The sequence below is a fragment of the Methylobacterium sp. CM6257 genome, from assembly GCF_054611515.1.
In genome coordinates, this window is sequence record NZ_CM137735.1 from 7,103,442 (window position 1) to 7,122,119 (window position 18,678).

Here is an 18,678-nt window from a genome sequence, read left to right on the forward strand (position 1 = left end):
CGTGTTGCGGCTTCTGAGACAAGACGGCCAGGAGGGTACGCGATGACGACGGCTGCTGCGCCGACACCCCGATGGACGCAGTTCGAATGGGGTCCACGGTTCGAGTACCTGCCGGTCGCCCTGTTCGGTTCGGTGATGGGACTGACGGGCCTGAGCGTCGCTTGGCAACTCGCGGCCCGGCGCTATGGCGTGCCGGGCCTCATCGCGGACGCGATCGGGTGGATCGCCGTCGCGACGTTCCTCGCCCTCGCTCTGGCCTACGGGATCAAGGCGGTCACGGCCTGGCCGACCGTGATCGCCGAATTCCGGCATCCGATCGCCGGCAACCTGTTCGGCACGGTGCTGATCAGCCTGCTGCTGCTACCGCTGGTGGTCGTGCGCGTCAGCCCCCTGCTGGCCCAGGGGATCTGGATCGCGGCGGCCGCCACCATGGTCGTGTTCGCCGTGGTGATCGTCAGCCGCTGGATGAGCAGCCGCCAGCACCTCGCGCACGCGACGCCCGCCTGGATCGTGCCGGTGGTCGGCCTCCTCGACATCCCGCTCGCCGCCCCGGCCCTCGACGTGCCGCACACGCAGACGCTGACCCTGTTCGCGCTGAGCGTCGGCCTGTTCTTCGCCGTGCCGCTCTTCACCCTCGTCTTCGCACGCCTCGTCTTCGAGGAGCCGCTCGCGCCCGCGATGCGGCCGACGCTGATGATCCTGGTGGCGCCCTTCGCGGTGGGTTTCTCCAGCTACGCCGCGACGCTCGGCCGGATCGACGCCTTCGCCGAGGGTCTGTTCCTGATCGGATTGTTCGTCTTCGCGATCCTCGTCGGCCTGCTCCGGGACCTGCCGCGGTGCTGCCCCTTCCGGGTGTCGTGGTGGGCCGTGAGCTTCCCGGCGGCCGCGACGGCGGTGGCGGCCCTGCGCTACGCCGCCCATGCGCAGACCGGGCCGGCCGACGGATTGGCGCTGCTGCTCCTCGCCTTCGCGACGGGGCTGATCGGCGCCCTTACTCTGCGCACCCTCGCGGGCATCGCGCGCGGCGAGCTGCGCGCCTTGAGCGGCTGACGCGGCGGCCTCCCGAGCGGGCCGTGGTCGATACGCCGGCGGTCCCTGAGCCGGCTCCGCGACCGCCCCGGCCGAATCGGTCACGAGCCGTAACGGTTACTTGGCGGCGCAGCGGCATGGGCTTACCGGTCTCGCGGCCAGGAGCGGAGCTTTCCGATGACGCGCACTGAGAACGCGGCGACTTGGCGGCTCACGCCGACCTGCGCGTCAGCCCCGGCCCGCTTGCGGTCCGAACGCGCTCCGTTCCGGGGAAGCTACGGTGTCCACATCCCCGTCCAGGGGAGGCGGGCATGAGCGTCGGCCTCGCACCGACGGTCGACCGCCTCGTCGTGACCACCGAGGCCGACTGGAACGATGCCTGGTACCTGGTCTGCATGAAGGTCTCGACGATCGGGTTCGTCGTCGTTGACGCGCGCGAACGCGTCGCGGCCCTCGACGAGCTCCGGGCCGCGGGGATCACCGACATCTCCGCACATCTCGACGCCCATCCCGCAGTGGCGGACTGGCTGCGACGCGGCATGGTCATCCTCGACGTCAACGAGGCGGCGGTGCGGATGTTCGGCGCCGTCGCCCGCTCGGACATGATCGGGCAGCGCACGCAGCGCTTCTTCGATCCGCTCTGCACCGCCCAGGTGAATTCCGCGCGGGCCTTCGCGGCCGGCGCCACCTCGTTCCAGCAGCAGGCGCACAGCGTCCGGATGGATGGGACCCGCTTCGAGACGCTGTTCTGCGTCGTCCCGCGGGCGGACGGGTCCACCTCCGGGCTCTGGCTGGCCTCCTTCGTCGACATCACCGAACATGTTCAGAGGCAGACGTCCCTGAACACCCTGCGTGACGAACTCGCGCATGTCGCCCGCATCTCGACGCTGGGCGAACTGTCGGCCTCCATCGCGCATGAGATCGGCCAGCCCCTGTCGTCGATCGGCATGACCGCCGGAGCGATGCTGCGCCTCCTCGACAGGGGGGACATCGACCGCGACCTGCTCCGGCGGCAGTGCCAGCGCATCGTCGATCAGGTCGCACGCGCCGGCGACATCATCGACCGCACGCGCCGCATGGCCGCCAAACGGGACAGTGTGCGGGCGCCGGTTTCCGTCGCGGACGTCCTGACCGAAGCCGTGCAGTTCGTGCTGCACGACCTCAATCGCACCGACATCAGGTTCAGCCTCGCCTGCACCGAGGGCACCGACTTGGTCTATGCGGATCGGATCCAGCTGCAGCAGGTCTTCGTCAATCTGCTGATGAATGCCATTCAGATTCACCGGCAGGCCCGCACCCCGATGCCGGCGATCATGATCGAGACGTCTCACCAGGACGCATCCGTCACGATCGATATCCTGGACAACGGGCCCGGCATCAATCCCGTCGACGTCGACAAGCTGTTCGACGGCTTCTACACGACGCGCGCCGAAGGGCTCGGCCTGGGTCTCAGGATCTGCCGCACGATCGTGGCGGCCCATGGTGGTTCGATCGAAGCGAGTGGCCGTACCGGTGAGCCGGGCGCCCGGTTCTCCGTGCGTCTGCCGCTCCATACGGACGTGACGGCGTGTCCCACGCGCGCGAACCGATGAGCGCCTCGGCCGGATCGGATTGAGGCGAGGCGCTCCGGCCTCACGGAGCGCAACGCGGGAAGGGGCGCCCGAACAGGCGCCCCTCGATCCTTTCTCCGGTGCGATCGCTCAATCGTCCCAGTCGTGGTGATGCCAGTGGCCGTGGCCGCGACGTTCGATCACCCGCACGCCGGGCCGGTCGTAGTCGCGATGGTAAAACCGGGCGCCGCGGAAACCATCGCGGTATCCCTCCCGGACCACCGTGCGGGAATGGCCGTAACCCGGTCCGTAGCCGTACCCGCCGCCCCACTCATAGGCCTGGGCCGACGACGCGGCCCCGACGAGCGCGGCACCGGCGGCGAGCGTCAAAGCAAGCTTCTTCAAGGTCTGTCTCCACGTTTGCAGTTGCTCTCGAAACGTCGCGAAGCCGAAGACCGTTCCCAGCAAGTACGACCCGCGCGGTCTCCGGCCCGTTCAGGGAGTATTCATCGCGTGTTGATGGAGCAGCGCTCTGTTTACTTGCGTACACGCTGCACGGAACGGTTCAGCTCGCTCGTGCGTCTCCGGTGATCTACCTCGCGCGTCAGGCGCGGGGCACATCCGCCTCTTCCCGGGGGCGTCGGCAGGACAGTCCGAGCGCATGAACGCCACCACGCACCTCGCCCTCATCAACGTCTTCATCGGCGATATCCAGGGCGGCCTGGGTCCCTTCCTGTGCGCGTGGCTCGCGGAGGCCGGTGGATGGACGCCCGCCCGAATCGGCCTCGTCACCACCCTCGTGGGCATCGGCGCCCTTCTGCTCAGCGGCCCGCTCGGCGCCCTCGTCGACCGGCTCGGGCGCCCGCGGCTGCTGATCGGACTGGCCTGCACCGCCATCCTCGCCGGCACCCTCCTGCTTCTGCCGGCCCGCTCCTTCGGCATGGTCTTCGCGGCACAGATGATGGCCGCTGCGGGCGGGACCCTCCTGCTGCCGGCGGTCACGGCACTGACCCTCGGGATCGTCGGCAAGGACCGCTTTCCGAAGCAGCAAGGGCGCAACCAATCGGCCAACCACCTCGGGATCCTGATCGCGGCGGGTCTGATCACCCTGGGCACGTCCTGGCTCGGCCCATCCGTGGCCTTCTGGGTGCTCGGGACCATGGCGGTGCTGGCGGTCGTCGCGACGGTCACCACGCCCGGCCATTGCTACAACGCGCGCCGCGCCGTCGGCTGGAAGGAGGATGAGGAGGATCAGCCCGAGCGCGCCGGGTGGAAGGCGGTCGCCTCCAATCGCAAGCTCCTCGTGCTGGCCGTCGCGCTCACCCTGTTCAACCTCGGCAACGGCGGCATGCTGGGCCTGCTGAGCCAGAAGCTGGTGGCGGCCGAGCACGACGGTACCGCTTGGACGGCGCGCTACGTCATGGTCGCACAACTCGTGATGATCCCGGTCGCGCTCCTGGCCGGATCGCTCGCGGATAGGCGCGGCCGGCGCAAGCTTCTGCTGGCCGCCTTCGCGGTTCTGCCCATCCGGGCGGCGCTCTCGGCCTATATCGACGATCCGCTTTGGCTGATCTCGGCCGAGGTCCTCGACGGTGTTGCCTCCGGCATCGTCGGCGTCGCGGTTCCTGTCGTGGTGGCGGACCTGACCTGGGGATCGGGGCGCACGCAGACGGCGCTCGGCACCGTCAACGCCATCCAGGGCATCGGCGGCGCCGTCTCGGCCTGGTACGGCGGCCTGATCCAGTCGGTCCTGGGATGGTCCGGGGCGTTCCTGGCGCTCGGCGCCCCGGCGCTCCTCGCCCTCGTCCTGGTGATCTGGCTGGACGCGACCTGCGAGCCGGGCCGGCGCTCCCGTCGGCGCGAGCGCCGGGCGACGGCGCTTCAACCGGCATGAGGATGTGGCCGCTCACCCAGCAGCGGCGGGATGATCGATGCGGCTCCCCGGATGGCCCAGCCCTCTCCCTCGGGTCGGTCCCGGGTGTGGACCTCGCGCCGACACCGCACGGGCTCCGTGCCGCCGGCCGGCGCCGCGGACGGAACGAAATGGCCAAGCCTCGGGTTGTTGGCCCCGAATTCAGGAGCCTGCCTTGAAACCATCCGTCCTCGTGTTTCTCGGGCTGGCACTGGTGGCCTACCCGCATGGGTCCCGGGCACAAGCCGTCTCGGAGCAGGTGCCCGCCACGACGACGGAGGTTGACGAGCCTCGTCCCGGGCCGCCGCCGCCGCTGCCGGAACTCTCCGATCCGAACGCCCGGGCCGGTGAAGCCCTGAACGAACCCGGCGAGCGCTCCGGCATTCCCAAGGCCTTGCGGTCCTCCGGCACCAAGGCGGGCGGGCCGGCCAACGACCTCAACCCGGGAGGACGGGCCGAGGCGCCGGCGCCGCCACGTGGGGACCTCGGCAACGTCATCGCGGGCAAGGAACTCTTCCATGGCAATTATTGCGGGAAGGGCCAGCGCGGGGAAGGATTGCCGCCCACCGACACCCTCGACGCAGCCTGCATGCGTCACGACGCGTGCTACGAAAGTGCCGGATACAGTTCCTGCGCCTGCGATGCGGCGCTCCGGCGCGAGGCGGCGGTCATCTCGGACGACCCGGATACGACGCTGGAGGTCCGGCGACGGGCTCTGAGCGTGACGGAGGCGACCGCCGGGATGGCGTGTCGCGCCCCCTGAGCGGCAGCCATGTCGCGCTTCGGATGCGCGGCGCACCACAGGATTGCGTCCGCTCCCGCCTCGGGCGGGTAGACCGGGCCCCGGTGGACAGGCTGCATCGGCATGTAGTGGCCGGCATGCTCGTTGTGGGGCGTGTCAGAGCGGCTCACCGGCCGGTCCTGCTGCGTGGGTAGACAGTCCAACGGGGCGTGCGGGTTCGCGGTCGCCCGGCAGGAAACCCGGGTATGGGGCAAGGATCGGCGGGACATGCGGCCCGGCTTGGCGGTATGACGCGCTTCATGACCCCCGCCGACCGAGACCGGTTCGAGAAGTGCCTCGTGCTGGCCGAGCGGGGAGCGACCGCGGGCGAGCGCGCCGCCGCCCTGGCCGCCGCCCGGCGTATCGCCGCAGGCGCCGATCTGACGCTGGCCCAGGCAACGCGCACGTTCCGCCGGCCTCAGGAGGCCCGGCCTTCCGCATCGCCGCCCCGGCCGCCACGGCGCACCTATCCCTGGGCGCAGCCCAAGGAACCGGTGAAACCCATCACGGTCGAGGAACTGGCCCGCCAGAAGGCTGAGACCGAGGCGTGGCGGAAGAGGACGGCCGCTGCCGCCGACCGCAGGCTGAAACGGGACAGGGCCGAGCAGGACGCCTACGCGGCGGAGCAGCGGGCCAGGCAGGCCGAGCGGGATCGGGACTGGGCGCGGAAGCGCGCCGAAGCGGATGGCCGCTCCGGCGAATGAGGCCGCGCGGGCAGCCATCGCGGCATGCCCGGCGGACGGTCAGCGGCTTCGAACAGGCGCGGGCCGGTGATGCGCGCGCAGCTTGCGGTGTCGCGGACGGACCCGGGGCCTCGGCGCCATCGGCGGCTCCGCAACGGCAGGCGGTCCGACCGCGACGCCGTCATGGGCGGCGACGATGCGGCGTGCCTCCTCGACGCTCATGTCGCAGGCGCTCGTCATGCCCTGCAGGGCGCCGAGGGCGCGATTGTATTCGGGCAGGTCGGTGCACCCGGGCACGCCCCATGCCCAAGCTGCGGTCGGAGCCCCGCCCATCGTCGCCAGCGCGGCGGCGGCAAGACACGTCCTGAACGACAAAGCCCGTCCTCCCCACGCCCGAGACCCGGTCCCGCCTGAAGGAGATGGGAGCCGCGATCCGGCCTGCAAAGGGTGCGTGCCGGACCGCCTGCCGGACCGAGCGGACGCCGCCTCAGGCACCGCCACACAGGGGCTGCCCGTCGGACAGGCGCTCGGAGTCCAGGGCCCGCAGGTTCGCGGTGGCGTACACCGTCCCGCGGAAATCGCCCTTGGGGCGGCCGATGGACCGGGACGCGAGGCACGTCATCGCCCCGCCGCCGACACGTGACTTCGCGACCCCGCGGCTGCCCGTCGTCAGGCCGCTTCGAGCAGGAAGTTGGCTCGGCGGAACATCAGCTCGCGCCGATAGAAGTATACGCCCCGACGACGCATCGCCTCATGCGCCTCGTCGACATCGAAACCGAAGGGTTTGTCACGCGACGTGTCGATACAGCTCACATAGGTCCAATGCACGCCGTCGAGCATCCGTGGGATCGGCTGATCCTGACGGACGGCGCAGAACTGCTGGCCGTCGGACGACTTGGCAAAGATATAGAAAGTCTTCCGTGCGCACATCCGGACCTCCACTAGAATTGGGGTGTATCCGCAACGCAACGGTCAAGTCTTAAACTGATTCGGCGCTAATAGTCAAGCTTCTGCCATATTTCGGTCACGCATGGGGCGGCGGGGATCCTCCGATCACCGGTCGCAGCGAGGGTGACCGGAATGCCCGGACATGCGGCGTAGGCTCCCCAACCGTCTCGTCGAGGATGCGGGTGCCGTTGTGGTTGGTACCGACCATCAGACAGGGGGCTACGCCCCAGGGCCGCGCGTACGGTCCCGGTGATTCCCCAGCTGCTTCTAGGAACACGATCCAGCACGCCGCGCCGCTGCCCGTTCGAGCGTCAGGAAACCCGCGTTGATGAGGATCGACAGCCCCGAGACGACGAGGCCACCCTGAAGGACGTAGGCCGTGTTGCCGGTGAGCAGGCCGGACACGATGACCTCGCCCAGGGTGCTGGCCGCTACCGTCGAGCCGATGGTGGCGGTCGCGAGGCCGATGACGGCCGAGAGCCGGATCCCCGACAGGATCATCGGGAGGGCGAGCGGCAACTCCACTTGGACGAGCCGCTGGCGGCCGGTCAGGCCCATTCCGCGAGCCGCCTCGATCAGCGCCGGGTCGAGGCCGGTGAGACCCGTGAGCGTCGTCTCGAAGATCGGCAGCAACCCGTACAGGACGAGCGCGATCAGGGTGGGGACCGCGCCGAACCCGAAGATCGGCACCGCCAGGGCCAGGACCGCCACGGGCGGGAAGGTCTGGCCGATATTGGCCACGGCGCGGGCGAACGGCAGCACGTCGCGCCCGGCCGGCCGCGTTGCCGCGATGGCGCAACCCACGGCGATCACGCTCGCCGCCAGGGTCGCGGCGGCCACGAGCAGGATATGGTTGACGGTGAGGGTCAGGAGCGGGGTCTGGGTGTAGATCGGCGCGCTGCCCCCGGGGGCGAGCGGCCGGAACAGGCCCGCGAAGGCGCCCGGGGCGTACAGGAACGCGCCGAGGAGGGCGAGGAGCCCCGCCTGCGCCAGGAGGGCGGCGCGGCTCACGGCCCGGCGCCCTGCGCTTCGAGGGCGGCGCGCGTCACCCGGCCCAGAAGCACGCCGTCGCGGCTGACCGGCAGGGCCGGGCGCCGCGACCAGAGGCTCTCCGCCAGGGCCGCGCGCACCGTGGTCCCGGCCGGGATGGGCGCGCCCGGTGCCGCGCCCGGTTCCACGAGATCATCCACCACGCGCAGCGCCATGAGCTGGAAGGCGCGCTCCCCGCTGCCGAGGAGCGCGCCGACGAACGCCGTCGCCGGCGCGGCGATCAGCGACGCCGGAGCGGCCTCCTGCACGAGGCGCCCCTTGTCCATCACGGCGATCCGGTGGCCGAGGTGCAGCGCCTCGTTCATGTCGTGGGTCACCAGCACGATGGTGGTGCCGTAGCGCTTCTGGATCGCCAGGAGATCCTCCTGGGCTTGGCCGCGGATGATCGGATCGAGAGCGCCGAAGGGCTCGTCCATCAGCAGGATCGGCGGCTCGGCCGCGAGCGCCCGGGCGACGCCGATCCGCTGCTGCTCGCCACCGGACAGCGCCCCGGGCCGGCGGTCCCGATAGGTCGCCGGATCGAGGTTGAACAGGCTCAGGAGCGCGTCGACCCGGGCGGCGATCCGGCGGGGGGGCCAGCCGAGGAGCTTGGGGACCACGCCGATATTCTCCGCGACGGTCCGGTGCGGGAACAGGCCGTGCCCCTGGATGGCGTAGCCGATCCCGCGCCGCAGCTCGTGCGGCGGGACGGTCCGGATGTCCCGGCCCGAAATCCGGACCGTGCCGGCGCTCGGCTCGATGAGCCGGTTGATCATGCGCAATAGGGTCGTCTTGCCGGACCCCGAGGTGCCGACGACCGTCAGGACCGTCCCGGCCTCGATCCGCAGGGTGACGTCGTCCACGACGGTGCGGCCGCCGAAGACGCGGCTGACATGCTCGATCTCGATCATGGGATCCGGTCCGCCACAGGGCCGCGGCTGAGGTCGATGACGGCGTCGAGCAGCACGGCGGCACCGCTCGCCAGGGCGACCGTCGGTAGCGCCCCGAGCAGGACGAGGTCGCCCGCATTCTGGCTGATGCCCTGGAAGACGAACACCCCCAGGCCGCCGCCGCCCACGAGCCCCGCGATCACCGCCAGCCCGATATTCTGCACGAGGACGATGCGGATGCCGGTGAGGATCCCCGGCAGGGCGAGCGGCAACTCGACCTGGAGGAGGCGCTGCCTGTCGGTCATCCCGACGCCCCGGGCCGCGTCGCGCACCGGCCCGGGCACGGCATCGAGGCCCGTGATGGTCGCGGCGGCCACGGGCAGGAGTGCGTAGGCGAAGAGGGCCACGAAGGCCGGCGCGGCGCCGATCCCCGCGATGCCGAGACCGGCGGCCCCCGGGACCGTCCGGCCGATCCAGGCGAGGGGGGCGATCAGCATCCCGAACAGCGCCATCGACGGGATGGTCTGCAGGACGTTGAGGACCGAGAGGAGCGCCGCCCGCAGGGGCGGGATCGGGCGCGCCAGGATGGCCATGGGGATCCCGACGAGCGTGGCGGCCGCCACGGAGGACAGGGCGAGACCGACATGGGTTCGGACCTCGCGGCCGAACGTGTCGGAGTGGCCGGCATATTCCCGCAGCACCGAGAGCCGGTCCCAGAACCCGGATCTCAGGGCGAGTCCCGCCAGGATGACGACGATCGCGAGCGCCGCGATCCGCGTCCAGGGATTCGGCCGCAGGCGCGCCAGCCCGTCGCCGGCGGCGAGGCCCGCCGCCGCGAAGGCCAGCCACCATCCGGCATCCGGCGAGACCCGACCGTACCGATCGCCGGGCAGCGTCAGGTGACTGGCCGCCCAGCCGGCCGCGAGGCCGAGAAGCAGGAGCAGGACGCAGCCGGCGGCGAGGCGCAGAGGCGGCCGCACCCGCAGGGCCAGCAGCAGCGCGGCGAGGAGGGCGACGCCGCCGAGGGCGAGCGCCTGTCCGGCCGGCAGGGCCGACCACACCATCAGCGAGGTGCCGGAGGCGATCCTGTTCGGCCGCGTCACCATCAGGGGCAGGGCGACGAAGCTGAGCGCGATCAGAGCGGCGAAGGTCGTGCCGAGCGGGTCGAGGCCGGGCCGGCTCAGGCCGGCCTGGCGCCCGCCGGGTCCGTGGCGCTGCCAGGTCACAGAGAATCCGCCCATCCTGAGGCTCCGGGCGCGGCCGTCCGCTCAGGCCTGCGCGTGGTCTCCACCTAGGGCACGAATCCGTTCTGCCTGAGAAAATCGGCCGCCACCGAGGAGGCCGGCTCACCGCCGAGCTGAACCCGGCCGTTGAGATCCCGAAGCGTGAGCAGGTCGAGCCTGCGGAAGATCGGGTCGAGCACGGTCGCGATCTCCGGATGGGCCTTCAGGATCTCCCCGCGGACCACGGGCGCCGGCTGGTAGACCGGCTGGACGCCCTTGTCGTCATCCATCACGACGAGCTTGGCGGCGGCGATCCCGCCATCCGTCCCGAACACCATGGCGGCATTCGTGCCGGAGGTGCCCCGCGCCGCCGCGGCGATGGTGGCGGCGGTGTCGCCGCCCGCCAGGATGACGAGCTGCTCCGGCTTGAGAGCGAAGCCGTAGGTCTTGCCGAAAGCCGGGAGCGCGGCCGGCGCGGTCACGAATTCCGAGGAGGCGGCGAGCTTGACCGGCCCGCCGCCGGCCACGTAGCGGCCGAAATCGCTCAGCGTCTTCAGGCCGTGGGCCTGGGCGATGTCCTGCCGGACCGCGATCGCCCAGGTGTTGTTGGCCGAGGCGGGCTCCAGCCAGACGAGGTTGTGAGCCACGCGGTCCAGTGTCCTGGCGGTCTCGTAGGCGGCTTTCGGGTCCTTCCACACGGGGAGGTCCTGCTTTCCAAAGAAGAACGCCGCGTTGCCGGTGTATTCCGGATAGATATCGATCTGACCCTCGATCAGGGCCTGGCGCACGATCGAGGTGGCGCCGAGCTGGGTCTTGTCGACCGTCGGGAGGCCCTTGGCCGTCAGGGCCTGCAGGATGATGTTGCCGAGAACCCCGCCCTCCGTGTCGATCTTGGAGGCGACGACGATCCCGGCCGCCTGCGCACCGGGCGTGACGAGGAGCAGCGCGACGAGCCCGGCGAGGATCCGTGACACCATGGGGTTTCGGCTCTCCGGTCCAAGGAAATTCCGCGCCTGCGCGCCTGCGGGGATCTGGCGCTTCCGCACCGGGCGTCGATGGGCGTTCGCGCCCGACAGTACCGAGCCGTGTGGCCACCCGATCCCGTCACCGGGCCGCCTGACGATGGACATAGGATCAGAGATAAAATGCCCGAAATTTTATGAATATACGTTAACCTTTAGAGTCGATTGCGATGAACATCCGTGGCGGCGATGATATATCTCTGAACAAATCGTTTCGGACTGCGCGTGGTGAGACGATGTCTTATTCCATCCTCGTTCGTGATCTGACTCGGGCCGGCGGGTACCCGGCGCAACTCCTCGCTTACGATATCCAAGATCGGCAGGAGGCACAGTCGATCATCTCAGCCATCGCGACCTCCTACCGGGAGCACGGTTTCAACCCCGCGACGCGGGTCCACTGGTTCCGCCGCGGCGACAGCGTCCACGAGATTTACGCCTGGCCCCGGACGTGACGGGGATCGTCCGGCCGGGCGCAGGCCGGACGATCCCGGGCCTGTTCGCACCGCCTCAGGTGCCGCAGAACGTCCGGTAGCCCACCCCGCCGCCTTCGGGCGCCTCGGCATAGCGGGCGTGGTCCGGCTGATCCGCGTAGGGGCGGGACAGCACGTCGAGGAACGCCGCGAAGGGCGCGAAATCGCTCCGCTCCACCGCCGCCGCGATCATCTCCTCGACGCGGTGGTTGCGCGGGATGAAGGCCGGATTGACCGCGCGCATCGCCGCGGCGGTCTCGGCCGGGCTGCGAGCCTCCTGGGCCAGGCGGTCGCGCCAGCGGGCGGCCCAGGCATCGTAGGCCGTGGGATCGACGAACAGGTCGCGCACCGGCCCGTCCGCCTCCGGCCGCTCGGCCGCAGCACAGAGGGTCCGGAACATCAGGGTAAAGTCGGCCTGGTTCTCGACCATGCGCTTGAGGAGGTCTCCCGCCAGGGCCGGATCGTCCTCCCGGACCTCGCCCAGCCCGAGCTTGCGGTTGAGGCCGCTGTGATAGGCCGTCTCGAAGCGCGGCGCGTAGCCTGCGAGGGCCGCCTCGGCCCCCGCGACCGAAGCGGTCTCGTCGGCGGCTAGAAGCGGCAGCAGCGTCTCGGCCAGCCGCGTCAGGTTCCAGAGCGCGATCCGCGGCTGCTCACCGTAGGCATAGCGCCCGTTCCGGTCGATGGAGCTGTAGACCGTCCGGGGATCGTAGGCGTCCAGGAAGGCGCAGGGCCCGTAATCGATGGTCTCGCCGGCGACCGACATGTTGTCGGTGTTCATCACTCCGTGGACGAATCCGACAAGGAGCCAGCGCGCCACCAGATCGGCCTGCCGGGCGACGACGCCCTCCAGTAGCGCCCGGTAGGGGTTCGGGGCGTCTGCCGCCTCCGGATAATGTCGGGCGACGACGTGGTCGGCGAGCGCCCGCAGGCCCTCGACGTCGCCCCGGGCCGCGAAGAACTGGAAGGTGCCGACCCGGATGTGGCTCGCCGCCACGCGGGTGAGGACCGCGCCGGGCAGCAGGGTCTCGCGCACCACGCGTTCGCCGGTCGCCACGGCGGCGAGCGCCCGGGTGGTCGGGATGCCGAGCGCCGCCATGGCCTCGCTGACGAGATATTCCCGCAGCACCGGCCCGAGCGCCGCCCGCCCGTCACCGCGCCGGGAGAACGGGGTCGGACCCGAGCCCTTCAGCTGGATGTCGCGGCGCCGGCCCGCCCGGTCGACCACCTCGCCGAGCAGGATCGCGCGTCCGTCGCCGAGCTGAGGCACGAACTGGCCGAACTGGTGCCCGGCATAGGCGGCGGCGATCGGATCGGCCCCCTCCGGCACGCCGTTCCCCGCGAGGGCCGCCACGCCCTCGGGACCCGCGAGCCAGTCCGGATCCAGGCCGAGCTCCTCGGCAAGCGCCCGGTTCAGGCGGATCAGGCGCGGTGCCGCCACGGGCGTGGGCGGGCGGCGCGCGTAGAAGCGCTCCGGCAGGCGGGCGTAGCTGTTGTCGAAAGGGAGAGCCATCATCGTCGGGATCTATGGAGCGTAGCGCCGGCCAGCAAGCGCGGGCATCCGGTCGATGCCGGATCAGACGGTGCAGGAAATCCCGGTCAGGGTCTCCGACACCGACCAGAGCCGCTGCGCCGTGGTGGCATCCTTGGCATGCGCGGCGATGTCGGCGCGTGTGGGATAGCCGTACAGTTCCCAGATGCCGTCCGGCCCGTAATAGGCGCCGCCCTCTGCCTCCGGCGCCGTGGCGGCGTAGAGCAGCGGCAGCGCTCCTTGGGCGGCGGACTGCCCGATCACCGAGAAGATGAGGTGCCCGGCGAGCCGCTGGACCGGTCCCGCCCGGTCGCCCCGACGAAACACGTCCGTCCGCGCCGCGCCGGGATGGACCGGGATAGACCGGATCGGCGAGCCCGCCGCCCGGAGCCGCCGGTCGAGTTCCAGCCCGAACATCAGCATGGCGAGCTTCGACTGCCGGTAGGCCTGCTGCGGACCGTAGGATCGCCGGGACTGGAGGTCGTCGAACTGGATCCGGCCCTGCCGGTGCGCGAGGCTCGCCACCTCGACGATCCGGGCCGCGGCATCCCGCCGGACGAAGGGGAGGAGCAGCCCCATCAGGGCGAAATGGCCGAGGTAGTTCGTGCCGAACTGGCGCTCGAAACCATCCTCGGTCTCCTCGCGGCTCGGCACGGCGGCGATGCCGGCATTGAGCAGCAGGATGTCGATCGGCCGGCCCTCGGATCGCCATTGCTGGCCGAAGGCCCGGACCGAGGCGAGGCGCGCGGTGTCGAGGGGGCGGAAGGCCAGCCGGGCCTCCCTGTGGCGGCGCCGGATCGACGCCATCGCGCGCTCGGCCTTCGCCGCGTCCCGGGCGGCGAGGATGACCTCTGCGCCGGCCACTGCCAGCGCGAGCGCCGCCTCGTAGCCGATCCCGCTCGTCGCGCCGGTGACGATCGCGAGCCGGCCGGCCTGGCTCGGCATGTCACGGGCTGTCCATCGGGTCTGCGTCATCGTCGGGTGAATCTCCGCTGTCCGGCTAATCGCCTGGACGCGGGGTGGTTCGCGGCCCGGGCCGTCGCAGGACCGTGTCTCCGCCCCCTTAGGCATCGGCCGGGCTGATCGTCCCTGTGGCCGGCGCCGGTCCGGCCAGGATGGTGGAGGACGGCTCGCGGCGGCGAACTCTGGCGTGGTGGGCCAGGGCCGCGCCCGCGAGGAGGGCGCCCGCCAGCACGTCCGGCAGGTAATGGCCGCCCGCTCCGACCGTCGCGATGATCACGGCCGCATTGAGCAGCACGGCGAGGCGGCCGAGGAGCGGCACCGGGGCCAGCGCCCATGCGGTCAGGATCGCCAGGCAGACGTGGAAGGAGGGGAAGGTGGCGAGGCCGCGCAGGTCGCCGAGCGCCAGCCTGTCCATCGTGCCCGCCCGCAGCCGCGCCACCGGCTCCAGGTGCCAGGTTGCGCCAATCGTCTCCAGATGTTCGGCCGGCACGACCCGCGGCGCGTAATGTGCGTAGGGTCCCAGCGCCGGCAGGAGGGCGGCGAGGACGATCACGCACAGGAGCGTGGCGGCGAACAGTCGGGTGTAGGCCCACAGCCGCCCGAGCCGGCGGGTGGCGCTCAGGGCGATCACCACCAGGCCGACCTGCGGTCCGCTGGAATGGTAGGCCAGCGCCAGCCACCACGACAGGGTCGGATGCCGGGCCAGGAACGCGACGTACCCTGTCCAGTCGAAGCCGAGCCCGGCCTCGAAGCGGGCCAGCGCGCCGTCGACGAAGGGCAGCCCGAGGCCCGCCGCGAGGAAATGCAGGACGGCCACCGGGACCGTGAAGGCGATCAGGAACGCGCTGGCCAGGGCCATGCCGCGCAGCGGCGGATCGGACTTCACCGTGCCGAGGCAGGCCGCGGCGAGCAGAAGGAGGATGACGGCGCCGCCCGCGAGCGCGAAGCCCGCCGGCTCGGCCGCGATATGGGCCGCGCGCATCCAGACGGCGTCGATCCCGATGATCGCGAGGGTCAGCGCCCAGAGCCGGGGATCGGGGGCGGCGATCCCGGATGCGTGCCGGCGGAGGGTCTGCAGCCAGGGGGGACGAACGTTTCGATTGGCAGAGACGGGTTCGAGGCGGGCTTGAGCGACCCGTTCTTGATGCATGATCCGGCTCTACTCGCCTCCCTCGGCCGATGCTTGGCCGCGTGAGGGAGACTCGCGACGGCCGCGATGGTTCGCGCGCGGACGATGCGGCCGCGTCGACCCTGAGGACTTATCGATTCGGTCCCGGGGATCCGCTGCCAGCCGGCGGCTTGCCCGAGCCCACCGCTCCCTCGGTCGGCGGCACGGTGGCGGGGTTGGTCACGGCGTCCGTCGCCGTCTTGCCTGGATCCTGCGTGTCGGCGGCCGGCTTGCCCGCCGTCTCGGCGCGGGGTTCAGGTCCCGTCCTGTCCTGCGCCCATGTCGCCGTCGGGAGAGGGGCGATGGACACGGCGGAGAGGAGAAGAACGGCGATCGACCGGTTCACGCGGAGCTCCCTGACGATGAAACGGGCCAACGGCCGGCCGAGAGCGTCGTTCCGTGCCCCGGGAACGCCATCAGGCCCCGCGGTTCGCCGGGCATCCGCCGCAGCGCGACGGCGGGCATCGCGAACCCGAGAGGCATCGATGGCAGGCGACAAGACCCACGACCTCGAGATCCGGACGATCGAGCATACGGAGAGGCCGAACGTGCCGGCGGGCGGTGGCGACAGGATCCGCAAAAGCCCGCCGCGCGAACCGCGCAGCCAGTCCCAGCAGGAGAGCCGGGACCACCACACGCACAACAATGCCGGCCAGGAGGGCCACAGGCCACAGGCGCACAGTCCGGCCGAGGAGAAGCACTGACCGGCGGCGCTCCGGCCCGGGGCTGTCCAGTGACCGCCGGGCCGAAGCGCTTACGCCTCGGCGTCGGCCTTCCGGCTCTTGCGGCCCTTGGCCGACTTCGTGCCGCCGCCGCTGCGACCGCCCGCCTCGGGGGCCGCCGCGACGGTCTCGGCGGATTCGGCGCGCTTCGCGGCCGGGCCCCGGCGCTTGTGCCCGAGTCCGGCATTGCGGGCGAACTCGGCCCGCATTGCCGAGTAGTTGGAGGCGGTCGTCGGATAGTCGGGCGGAAGGCCGTAGCGCTGCCGGTACTGCTCGATGGTCATGCCGTTGCCGGTGAGGTGCCGCTTCAGCGTCTTGTACGGCTTGCCGTCGATGAAGCTGATCAGCGCGTCCGGCGTGATCGATTTCTTGATCTGGGCCGGCGTCGCCTTCTTGAATTCCGGCTCGGCGGCAGCGGTGGTCTGGCCGAGGCCGGTCAGCGCAGCATGGACGCCCGACAGAAGCGTCGGCAGATCGGGAACCGGAACGGAGTTGTTGGCCACGTAAGCCGAGACGATGTCGGCGGTCAGCTCGACGTAATCGATCTGGTCTTGGTGTGGGACTGAAGTGCTGTCTTCCATTGGCGCCTCTCACGTGGGAGTGCACCATGAACGTGGTGTCTCTTGTCGGCAGTCAAGGCCTTATCTGCGTGAAGATAACTGATTATCGCTGTTATCTACCGCCTGAGCCGACAAGCACCAACATAGATCAATGGCGGTGCTGCTGCTGGACAACTTGAGTTACAGAGCCCCGGCTCGGGGCGGCGGCGGGGCACCGACGCGCCGGGCCCGTTCAAACTTCGTTAACCATGCCATGGTCTCTGAAGACGTCGCTCCGGCTTCTGGGGGTACGAAGCCGAACGGCAGGCGGGCCGAGCCATGCCCCTCAATGCTCGGCCCGCGCCCTTCTTCCGTGCCGCCGCTCAGGCGCTTGCAGTGTTCCCGATCGGCGTCGGGATGGCGCCCCTCTTGCCGGATGGGACGACCGCCTGAAGCACCCGCGCGGGACCGGACCCGTACTCGGCCCGGTAGGTCCGCTCCAGGGTCATCAGCGTGCGCATCGGCGCCTCCGCGAGATCGAGGAGGCTGGCATCACGCCAGCGGAGCTTGGTCAGCCCGCTGCGGCTGAACCACCGCGGCTTCTCTTCCTCGACGAGCAGAACCAGCTTGCCCGTCCACGTCTTGCGAAACCAGAACCGTCCCGTAAGCTTGGCCGCGCCGAACATGCAGCACCTCGCGTGAGAGCCCCATGGCGGAAAACGTCCGGGAAGCTAAGCGGTTTCCGGGGATGCCCGGAGATCTGCCGGCGGCACCGAACGGCGCCGGATCCGCAGACATCGTCCGTTTACAGGCCCGTGACGTCCTGCCTCCGTGGTGGAGGCCTGTGATGTGCGACGTCCTTCGGCTGCCTGGCGGAGCGGCTGTCTTCAGCCGATGCAGTGTCCGGCCCCGCAGCCCGGCGGCGCCTTCGTTGGCGGCGCGGCCCGCTCCCGGCCGGGATCATCCGCCCGCCCAGGCGTTCAGGCGTCGTCCCATGAGCGACGCGAGTCCGAGACCGGCAACCGCGCCCGCCAGTGCGGCGCCCCCCTTCACGAGAAAGTCGTCGAAGCGGCCGTGGCGCGTGCTGGTCAGGGTCTGTGCCGCCTCCAGTCCGCCCGCCAGGAGGACAATGCCGATCAGGATCCAGAACCAGTGCCGTGGATAGCCCACCATCATGAGCAGCCCGGCCGTCGCGTAGGCCGCGATCCGCTCGATGCTGGGATCGGCCGTCACCACGGGTCTGAGCCCGATCGGCACGAGGGTGACGGCGACGATGAGCGCGAGCAGGATCCAGGCCGCGAGCCGCACCAAGCCAAGCCATTGCCTGTCCGATATAAGCATCAAAGCCTCGTAACGTCGCGCCGACGGCTCGGGCCTCCAGTGACCGCCCGCCGTTGCCCCTAGCATAACGGCGGCCAAGGACCGGAAAACCTGATCATGCGCCGTATGCTGGCCGTCGCGACCCTCCTCGCGTTCACGTCGGTTCCCGTTGCCATCGCGGCCAATCCGGTGCGGGACGTGCTCTGGGTCGCGCTGCAGGGCTGCGTGCTCGCCAAGAAGGCTGCGGGACGGAGCTTTCCCTGTCTTGCCGTCGACCTCGGCGACGGTGAGCGTCCGGGCACGGCGGTCCTGCGCGCGCCAGGCCAGCCGACCCACACGGTCGTGATGCCCACCGACAGCGTTACGGGAATCGAGGCGCCGGTCCTGCAGGGGCCCCGCGGTGCCGCCTACTGGCGCGCGGCGCTGGCGGCGCGGCACTACGTGTCGGACGCGCTGCAGGGCCGGCTGCCGGTGGAGGCGGTCGGCCTGGAGGTGAATTCGGTGGGCGGCCGCAGCCAGGACCAGCTGCACATCCACCTCGACTGCATGCGGACGAGCGTGATGGCGGCCCTGAAGGCGCACGGGGACGCGGTCGGGCAAGCCTGGGCGTCGTTCCCCGTGGCGCTGGAAGAGGAGCGCTTTCTGGCCCTTCGCGTCCCAGCGGATGCGGTGGCCGATTTCAACCCGTTCGCGGCCCTGGCACGCGTACCGGGCTGGGGGGGCAAGCTGCACGATGCGAGTTTCGCCGCGGTCGACGCCGACCCTGCCGACCCGCGCAGCGGCATGATCGTCCTGGCCTACCGGGCCCCTGATGCCAGCGCGGAAGATCTGATGGATCACAGCTGCCGGGCGGCCCATGCGCGTCGGAACAGCTGAGCGCCGGACGCGCCGCACTGTTGCC

General features: G+C 70.8%; 23 protein-coding genes. 8 read left to right on the forward strand and 15 right to left on the reverse strand.

The annotated features are described in order from the left end of the window. Positions 1-42 precede the first annotated feature (42 nt). Together ACYCO6_RS34760 and ACYCO6_RS34765 are read left to right on the forward strand one after the other, a co-directional pair. The gene (locus ACYCO6_RS34760; RefSeq protein ID WP_459767995.1) at positions 43-1,050 is read left to right on the forward strand and encodes an SLAC1 anion channel family protein; all 1,008 of its coding nucleotides are present in this window, start codon (positions 43-45) and stop codon (positions 1,048-1,050) included. A 290-nt stretch (positions 1,051-1,340) separates the two neighbouring features. After that, positions 1,341-2,621, forward strand: a complete 1,281-nt coding sequence (locus ACYCO6_RS34765; protein ID WP_459767997.1) for a sensor histidine kinase — start codon at positions 1,341-1,343, stop codon at positions 2,619-2,621. A gap of 108 nt (positions 2,622-2,729) precedes the next feature. On the opposite strand, the gene ACYCO6_RS34770 is transcribed toward ACYCO6_RS34765, so the two are convergent. Next, positions 2,730-2,984 (reverse strand): hypothetical protein, encoded by a 255-nt coding sequence (locus ACYCO6_RS34770; RefSeq protein WP_459767999.1) that lies wholly within the window; start codon positions 2,982-2,984, stop codon positions 2,730-2,732. A 256-nt stretch (positions 2,985-3,240) separates the two neighbouring features. On the opposite strand from ACYCO6_RS34770, the gene ACYCO6_RS34775 reads away from it, so the two are divergent. The 3 genes from ACYCO6_RS34775 (at position 3,241) to ACYCO6_RS34785 (ending at position 5,976) form a co-directional block, all read left to right on the forward strand. After that, positions 3,241-4,473, forward strand: a complete 1,233-nt coding sequence (locus ACYCO6_RS34775) for an MFS transporter (protein ID WP_459768001.1) — start codon at positions 3,241-3,243, stop codon at positions 4,471-4,473. A 193-nt stretch (positions 4,474-4,666) separates the two neighbouring features. Beyond that, entirely contained in the window at positions 4,667-5,254 is a 588-nt protein-coding gene (locus ACYCO6_RS34780) for a hypothetical protein (RefSeq protein ID WP_459768003.1), read from the forward strand. Positions 5,255-5,532: 278 nt separating this feature from the next. After that, complete coding sequence (locus tag ACYCO6_RS34785) at positions 5,533-5,976, forward strand: hypothetical protein (protein WP_459768005.1); 444 nt, start codon at positions 5,533-5,535, stop codon at positions 5,974-5,976. Between the two features lie 39 nt (positions 5,977-6,015). On the opposite strand, the gene ACYCO6_RS34790 is transcribed toward ACYCO6_RS34785, so the two are convergent. The 7 genes from ACYCO6_RS34790 to osmF form a co-directional block, all read right to left on the reverse strand. Next, the gene (locus ACYCO6_RS34790; RefSeq protein WP_459768007.1) at positions 6,016-6,330 is read right to left on the reverse strand and encodes a hypothetical protein; all 315 of its coding nucleotides are present in this window, start codon (positions 6,328-6,330) and stop codon (positions 6,016-6,018) included. A 112-nt stretch (positions 6,331-6,442) separates the two neighbouring features. Beyond that, positions 6,443-6,577 carry a hypothetical protein gene (locus ACYCO6_RS34795; RefSeq protein WP_459768009.1) on the reverse strand — a complete coding sequence of 45 codons (135 nt, stop codon included), beginning with the start codon at positions 6,575-6,577 and terminating at the stop codon, positions 6,443-6,445. Between the two features lie 47 nt (positions 6,578-6,624). Continuing rightward, positions 6,625-6,885: a hypothetical protein gene (locus tag ACYCO6_RS34800; RefSeq protein ID WP_459768011.1), complete on the reverse strand. Its 261-nt coding sequence runs from the start codon at positions 6,883-6,885 to the stop codon at positions 6,625-6,627. Positions 6,886-7,170: 285 nt separating this feature from the next. Further along, positions 7,171-7,914, reverse strand: a complete 744-nt coding sequence (locus ACYCO6_RS34805) for an ABC transporter permease (RefSeq protein WP_459768013.1) — start codon at positions 7,912-7,914, stop codon at positions 7,171-7,173. Then, positions 7,911-8,843 carry an ABC transporter ATP-binding protein gene (locus ACYCO6_RS34810; RefSeq protein ID WP_459768015.1) on the reverse strand — a complete coding sequence of 311 codons (933 nt, stop codon included), beginning with the start codon at positions 8,841-8,843 and terminating at the stop codon, positions 7,911-7,913. The genes ACYCO6_RS34805 and ACYCO6_RS34810 overlap by 4 nt, the downstream gene beginning before the upstream one ends. Continuing rightward, entirely contained in the window at positions 8,840-10,063 is a 1,224-nt protein-coding gene (locus tag ACYCO6_RS34815; protein ID WP_459768017.1) for an ABC transporter permease, read from the reverse strand. The genes ACYCO6_RS34810 and ACYCO6_RS34815 overlap by 4 nt, the downstream gene beginning before the upstream one ends. 50 nt (positions 10,064-10,113) lie before the next feature. Beyond that, entirely contained in the window at positions 10,114-11,022 is a 909-nt protein-coding gene (gene osmF / locus ACYCO6_RS34820; protein WP_459768020.1) for a glycine betaine ABC transporter substrate-binding protein OsmF, read from the reverse strand. Between the two features lie 281 nt (positions 11,023-11,303). Here osmF and ACYCO6_RS34825 point away from each other — a divergent pair, with 281 nt between their 5' ends. Next, the gene (locus ACYCO6_RS34825) at positions 11,304-11,519 is read left to right on the forward strand and encodes a hypothetical protein (RefSeq protein ID WP_459768022.1); all 216 of its coding nucleotides are present in this window, start codon (positions 11,304-11,306) and stop codon (positions 11,517-11,519) included. Positions 11,520-11,574: 55 nt separating this feature from the next. Here the strand turns inward: ACYCO6_RS34825 and ACYCO6_RS34830 are convergent, their stop codons facing one another. From ACYCO6_RS34830 to ACYCO6_RS34845, 4 genes are all read right to left on the reverse strand, one after another. Further along, positions 11,575-13,050 carry a protein adenylyltransferase SelO gene (locus tag ACYCO6_RS34830; protein ID WP_459768024.1) on the reverse strand — a complete coding sequence of 492 codons (1,476 nt, stop codon included), beginning with the start codon at positions 13,048-13,050 and terminating at the stop codon, positions 11,575-11,577. A gap of 60 nt (positions 13,051-13,110) precedes the next feature. Next, on the reverse strand, positions 13,111-14,040 hold the full coding sequence (locus ACYCO6_RS34835) for an oxidoreductase (RefSeq protein WP_459768026.1): 930 nt from the start codon (positions 14,038-14,040) through the stop codon (positions 13,111-13,113). Positions 14,041-14,128: 88 nt separating this feature from the next. Beyond that, positions 14,129-15,178, reverse strand: a complete 1,050-nt coding sequence (locus ACYCO6_RS34840) for a phosphatase PAP2 family protein (RefSeq protein ID WP_459768028.1) — start codon at positions 15,176-15,178, stop codon at positions 14,129-14,131. A 109-nt stretch (positions 15,179-15,287) separates the two neighbouring features. Further along, positions 15,288-15,542 (reverse strand): hypothetical protein, encoded by a 255-nt coding sequence (locus tag ACYCO6_RS34845; RefSeq protein WP_459768030.1) that lies wholly within the window; start codon positions 15,540-15,542, stop codon positions 15,288-15,290. Between the two features lie 139 nt (positions 15,543-15,681). Between ACYCO6_RS34845 and ACYCO6_RS34850 the strand changes: the two genes are divergently transcribed. Then, a complete protein-coding gene (locus ACYCO6_RS34850; protein ID WP_459768032.1) occupies positions 15,682-15,900 on the forward strand; it encodes a hypothetical protein in 219 nt (72 codons plus the stop codon). 50 nt (positions 15,901-15,950) lie between these two features. Here the strand turns inward: ACYCO6_RS34850 and ACYCO6_RS34855 are convergent, their stop codons facing one another. From ACYCO6_RS34855 to ACYCO6_RS34865, 3 genes are all read right to left on the reverse strand, one after another. Beyond that, positions 15,951-16,499, reverse strand: coding sequence for a Ros/MucR family transcriptional regulator (locus ACYCO6_RS34855; RefSeq protein WP_459768034.1), 549 nt, complete (start codon positions 16,497-16,499; stop codon positions 15,951-15,953). Positions 16,500-16,840: 341 nt separating this feature from the next. Next, entirely contained in the window at positions 16,841-17,143 is a 303-nt protein-coding gene (locus tag ACYCO6_RS34860) for a hypothetical protein (protein ID WP_459768036.1), read from the reverse strand. Positions 17,144-17,417: 274 nt separating this feature from the next. Continuing rightward, positions 17,418-17,798, reverse strand: a complete 381-nt coding sequence (locus ACYCO6_RS34865; protein WP_459768038.1) for a hypothetical protein — start codon at positions 17,796-17,798, stop codon at positions 17,418-17,420. Between the two features lie 96 nt (positions 17,799-17,894). Here ACYCO6_RS34865 and ACYCO6_RS34870 point away from each other — a divergent pair, with 96 nt between their 5' ends. Then, positions 17,895-18,653: a CDP-diacylglycerol diphosphatase gene (locus tag ACYCO6_RS34870; protein WP_459768040.1), complete on the forward strand. Its 759-nt coding sequence runs from the start codon at positions 17,895-17,897 to the stop codon at positions 18,651-18,653. Positions 18,654-18,678 lie beyond the last annotated feature (25 nt).

Coding starts and splice junctions, on each gene's coding strand:
- ACYCO6_RS34760 (WP_459767995.1), top strand. CDS start 43: ATGACGACGGCTGCTGCGCCGACACCCCGATGGACGCAGTTCGAATGG.
- ACYCO6_RS34765 (WP_459767997.1), top strand. CDS start 1,341: ATGAGCGTCGGCCTCGCACCGACGGTCGACCGCCTCGTCGTGACCACC.
- ACYCO6_RS34775 (WP_459768001.1), top strand. CDS start 3,241: ATGAACGCCACCACGCACCTCGCCCTCATCAACGTCTTCATCGGCGAT.
- ACYCO6_RS34785 (WP_459768005.1), top strand. CDS start 5,533: ATGACCCCCGCCGACCGAGACCGGTTCGAGAAGTGCCTCGTGCTGGCC.
- ACYCO6_RS34795 (WP_459768009.1), bottom strand. CDS start 6,577: ATGACGTGCCTCGCGTCCCGGTCCATCGGCCGCCCCAAGGGCGATTTC.
- ACYCO6_RS34800 (WP_459768011.1), bottom strand. CDS start 6,885: ATGTGCGCACGGAAGACTTTCTATATCTTTGCCAAGTCGTCCGACGGC.
- ACYCO6_RS34810 (WP_459768015.1), bottom strand. CDS start 8,843: ATGATCGAGATCGAGCATGTCAGCCGCGTCTTCGGCGGCCGCACCGTC.
- ACYCO6_RS34815 (WP_459768017.1), bottom strand. CDS start 10,063: ATGGGCGGATTCTCTGTGACCTGGCAGCGCCACGGACCCGGCGGGCGC.
- osmF (WP_459768020.1), bottom strand. CDS start 11,022: ATGGTGTCACGGATCCTCGCCGGGCTCGTCGCGCTGCTCCTCGTCACG.
- ACYCO6_RS34825 (WP_459768022.1), top strand. CDS start 11,304: ATGTCTTATTCCATCCTCGTTCGTGATCTGACTCGGGCCGGCGGGTAC.
- ACYCO6_RS34830 (WP_459768024.1), bottom strand. CDS start 13,050: ATGATGGCTCTCCCTTTCGACAACAGCTACGCCCGCCTGCCGGAGCGC.
- ACYCO6_RS34835 (WP_459768026.1), bottom strand. CDS start 14,040: ATGACGCAGACCCGATGGACAGCCCGTGACATGCCGAGCCAGGCCGGC.
- ACYCO6_RS34840 (WP_459768028.1), bottom strand. CDS start 15,178: ATGCATCAAGAACGGGTCGCTCAAGCCCGCCTCGAACCCGTCTCTGCC.
- ACYCO6_RS34850 (WP_459768032.1), top strand. CDS start 15,682: ATGGCAGGCGACAAGACCCACGACCTCGAGATCCGGACGATCGAGCAT.
- ACYCO6_RS34855 (WP_459768034.1), bottom strand. CDS start 16,499: ATGGAAGACAGCACTTCAGTCCCACACCAAGACCAGATCGATTACGTC.
- ACYCO6_RS34860 (WP_459768036.1), bottom strand. CDS start 17,143: ATGTTCGGCGCGGCCAAGCTTACGGGACGGTTCTGGTTTCGCAAGACG.
- ACYCO6_RS34865 (WP_459768038.1), bottom strand. CDS start 17,798: ATGCTTATATCGGACAGGCAATGGCTTGGCTTGGTGCGGCTCGCGGCC.
- ACYCO6_RS34870 (WP_459768040.1), top strand. CDS start 17,895: ATGCGCCGTATGCTGGCCGTCGCGACCCTCCTCGCGTTCACGTCGGTT.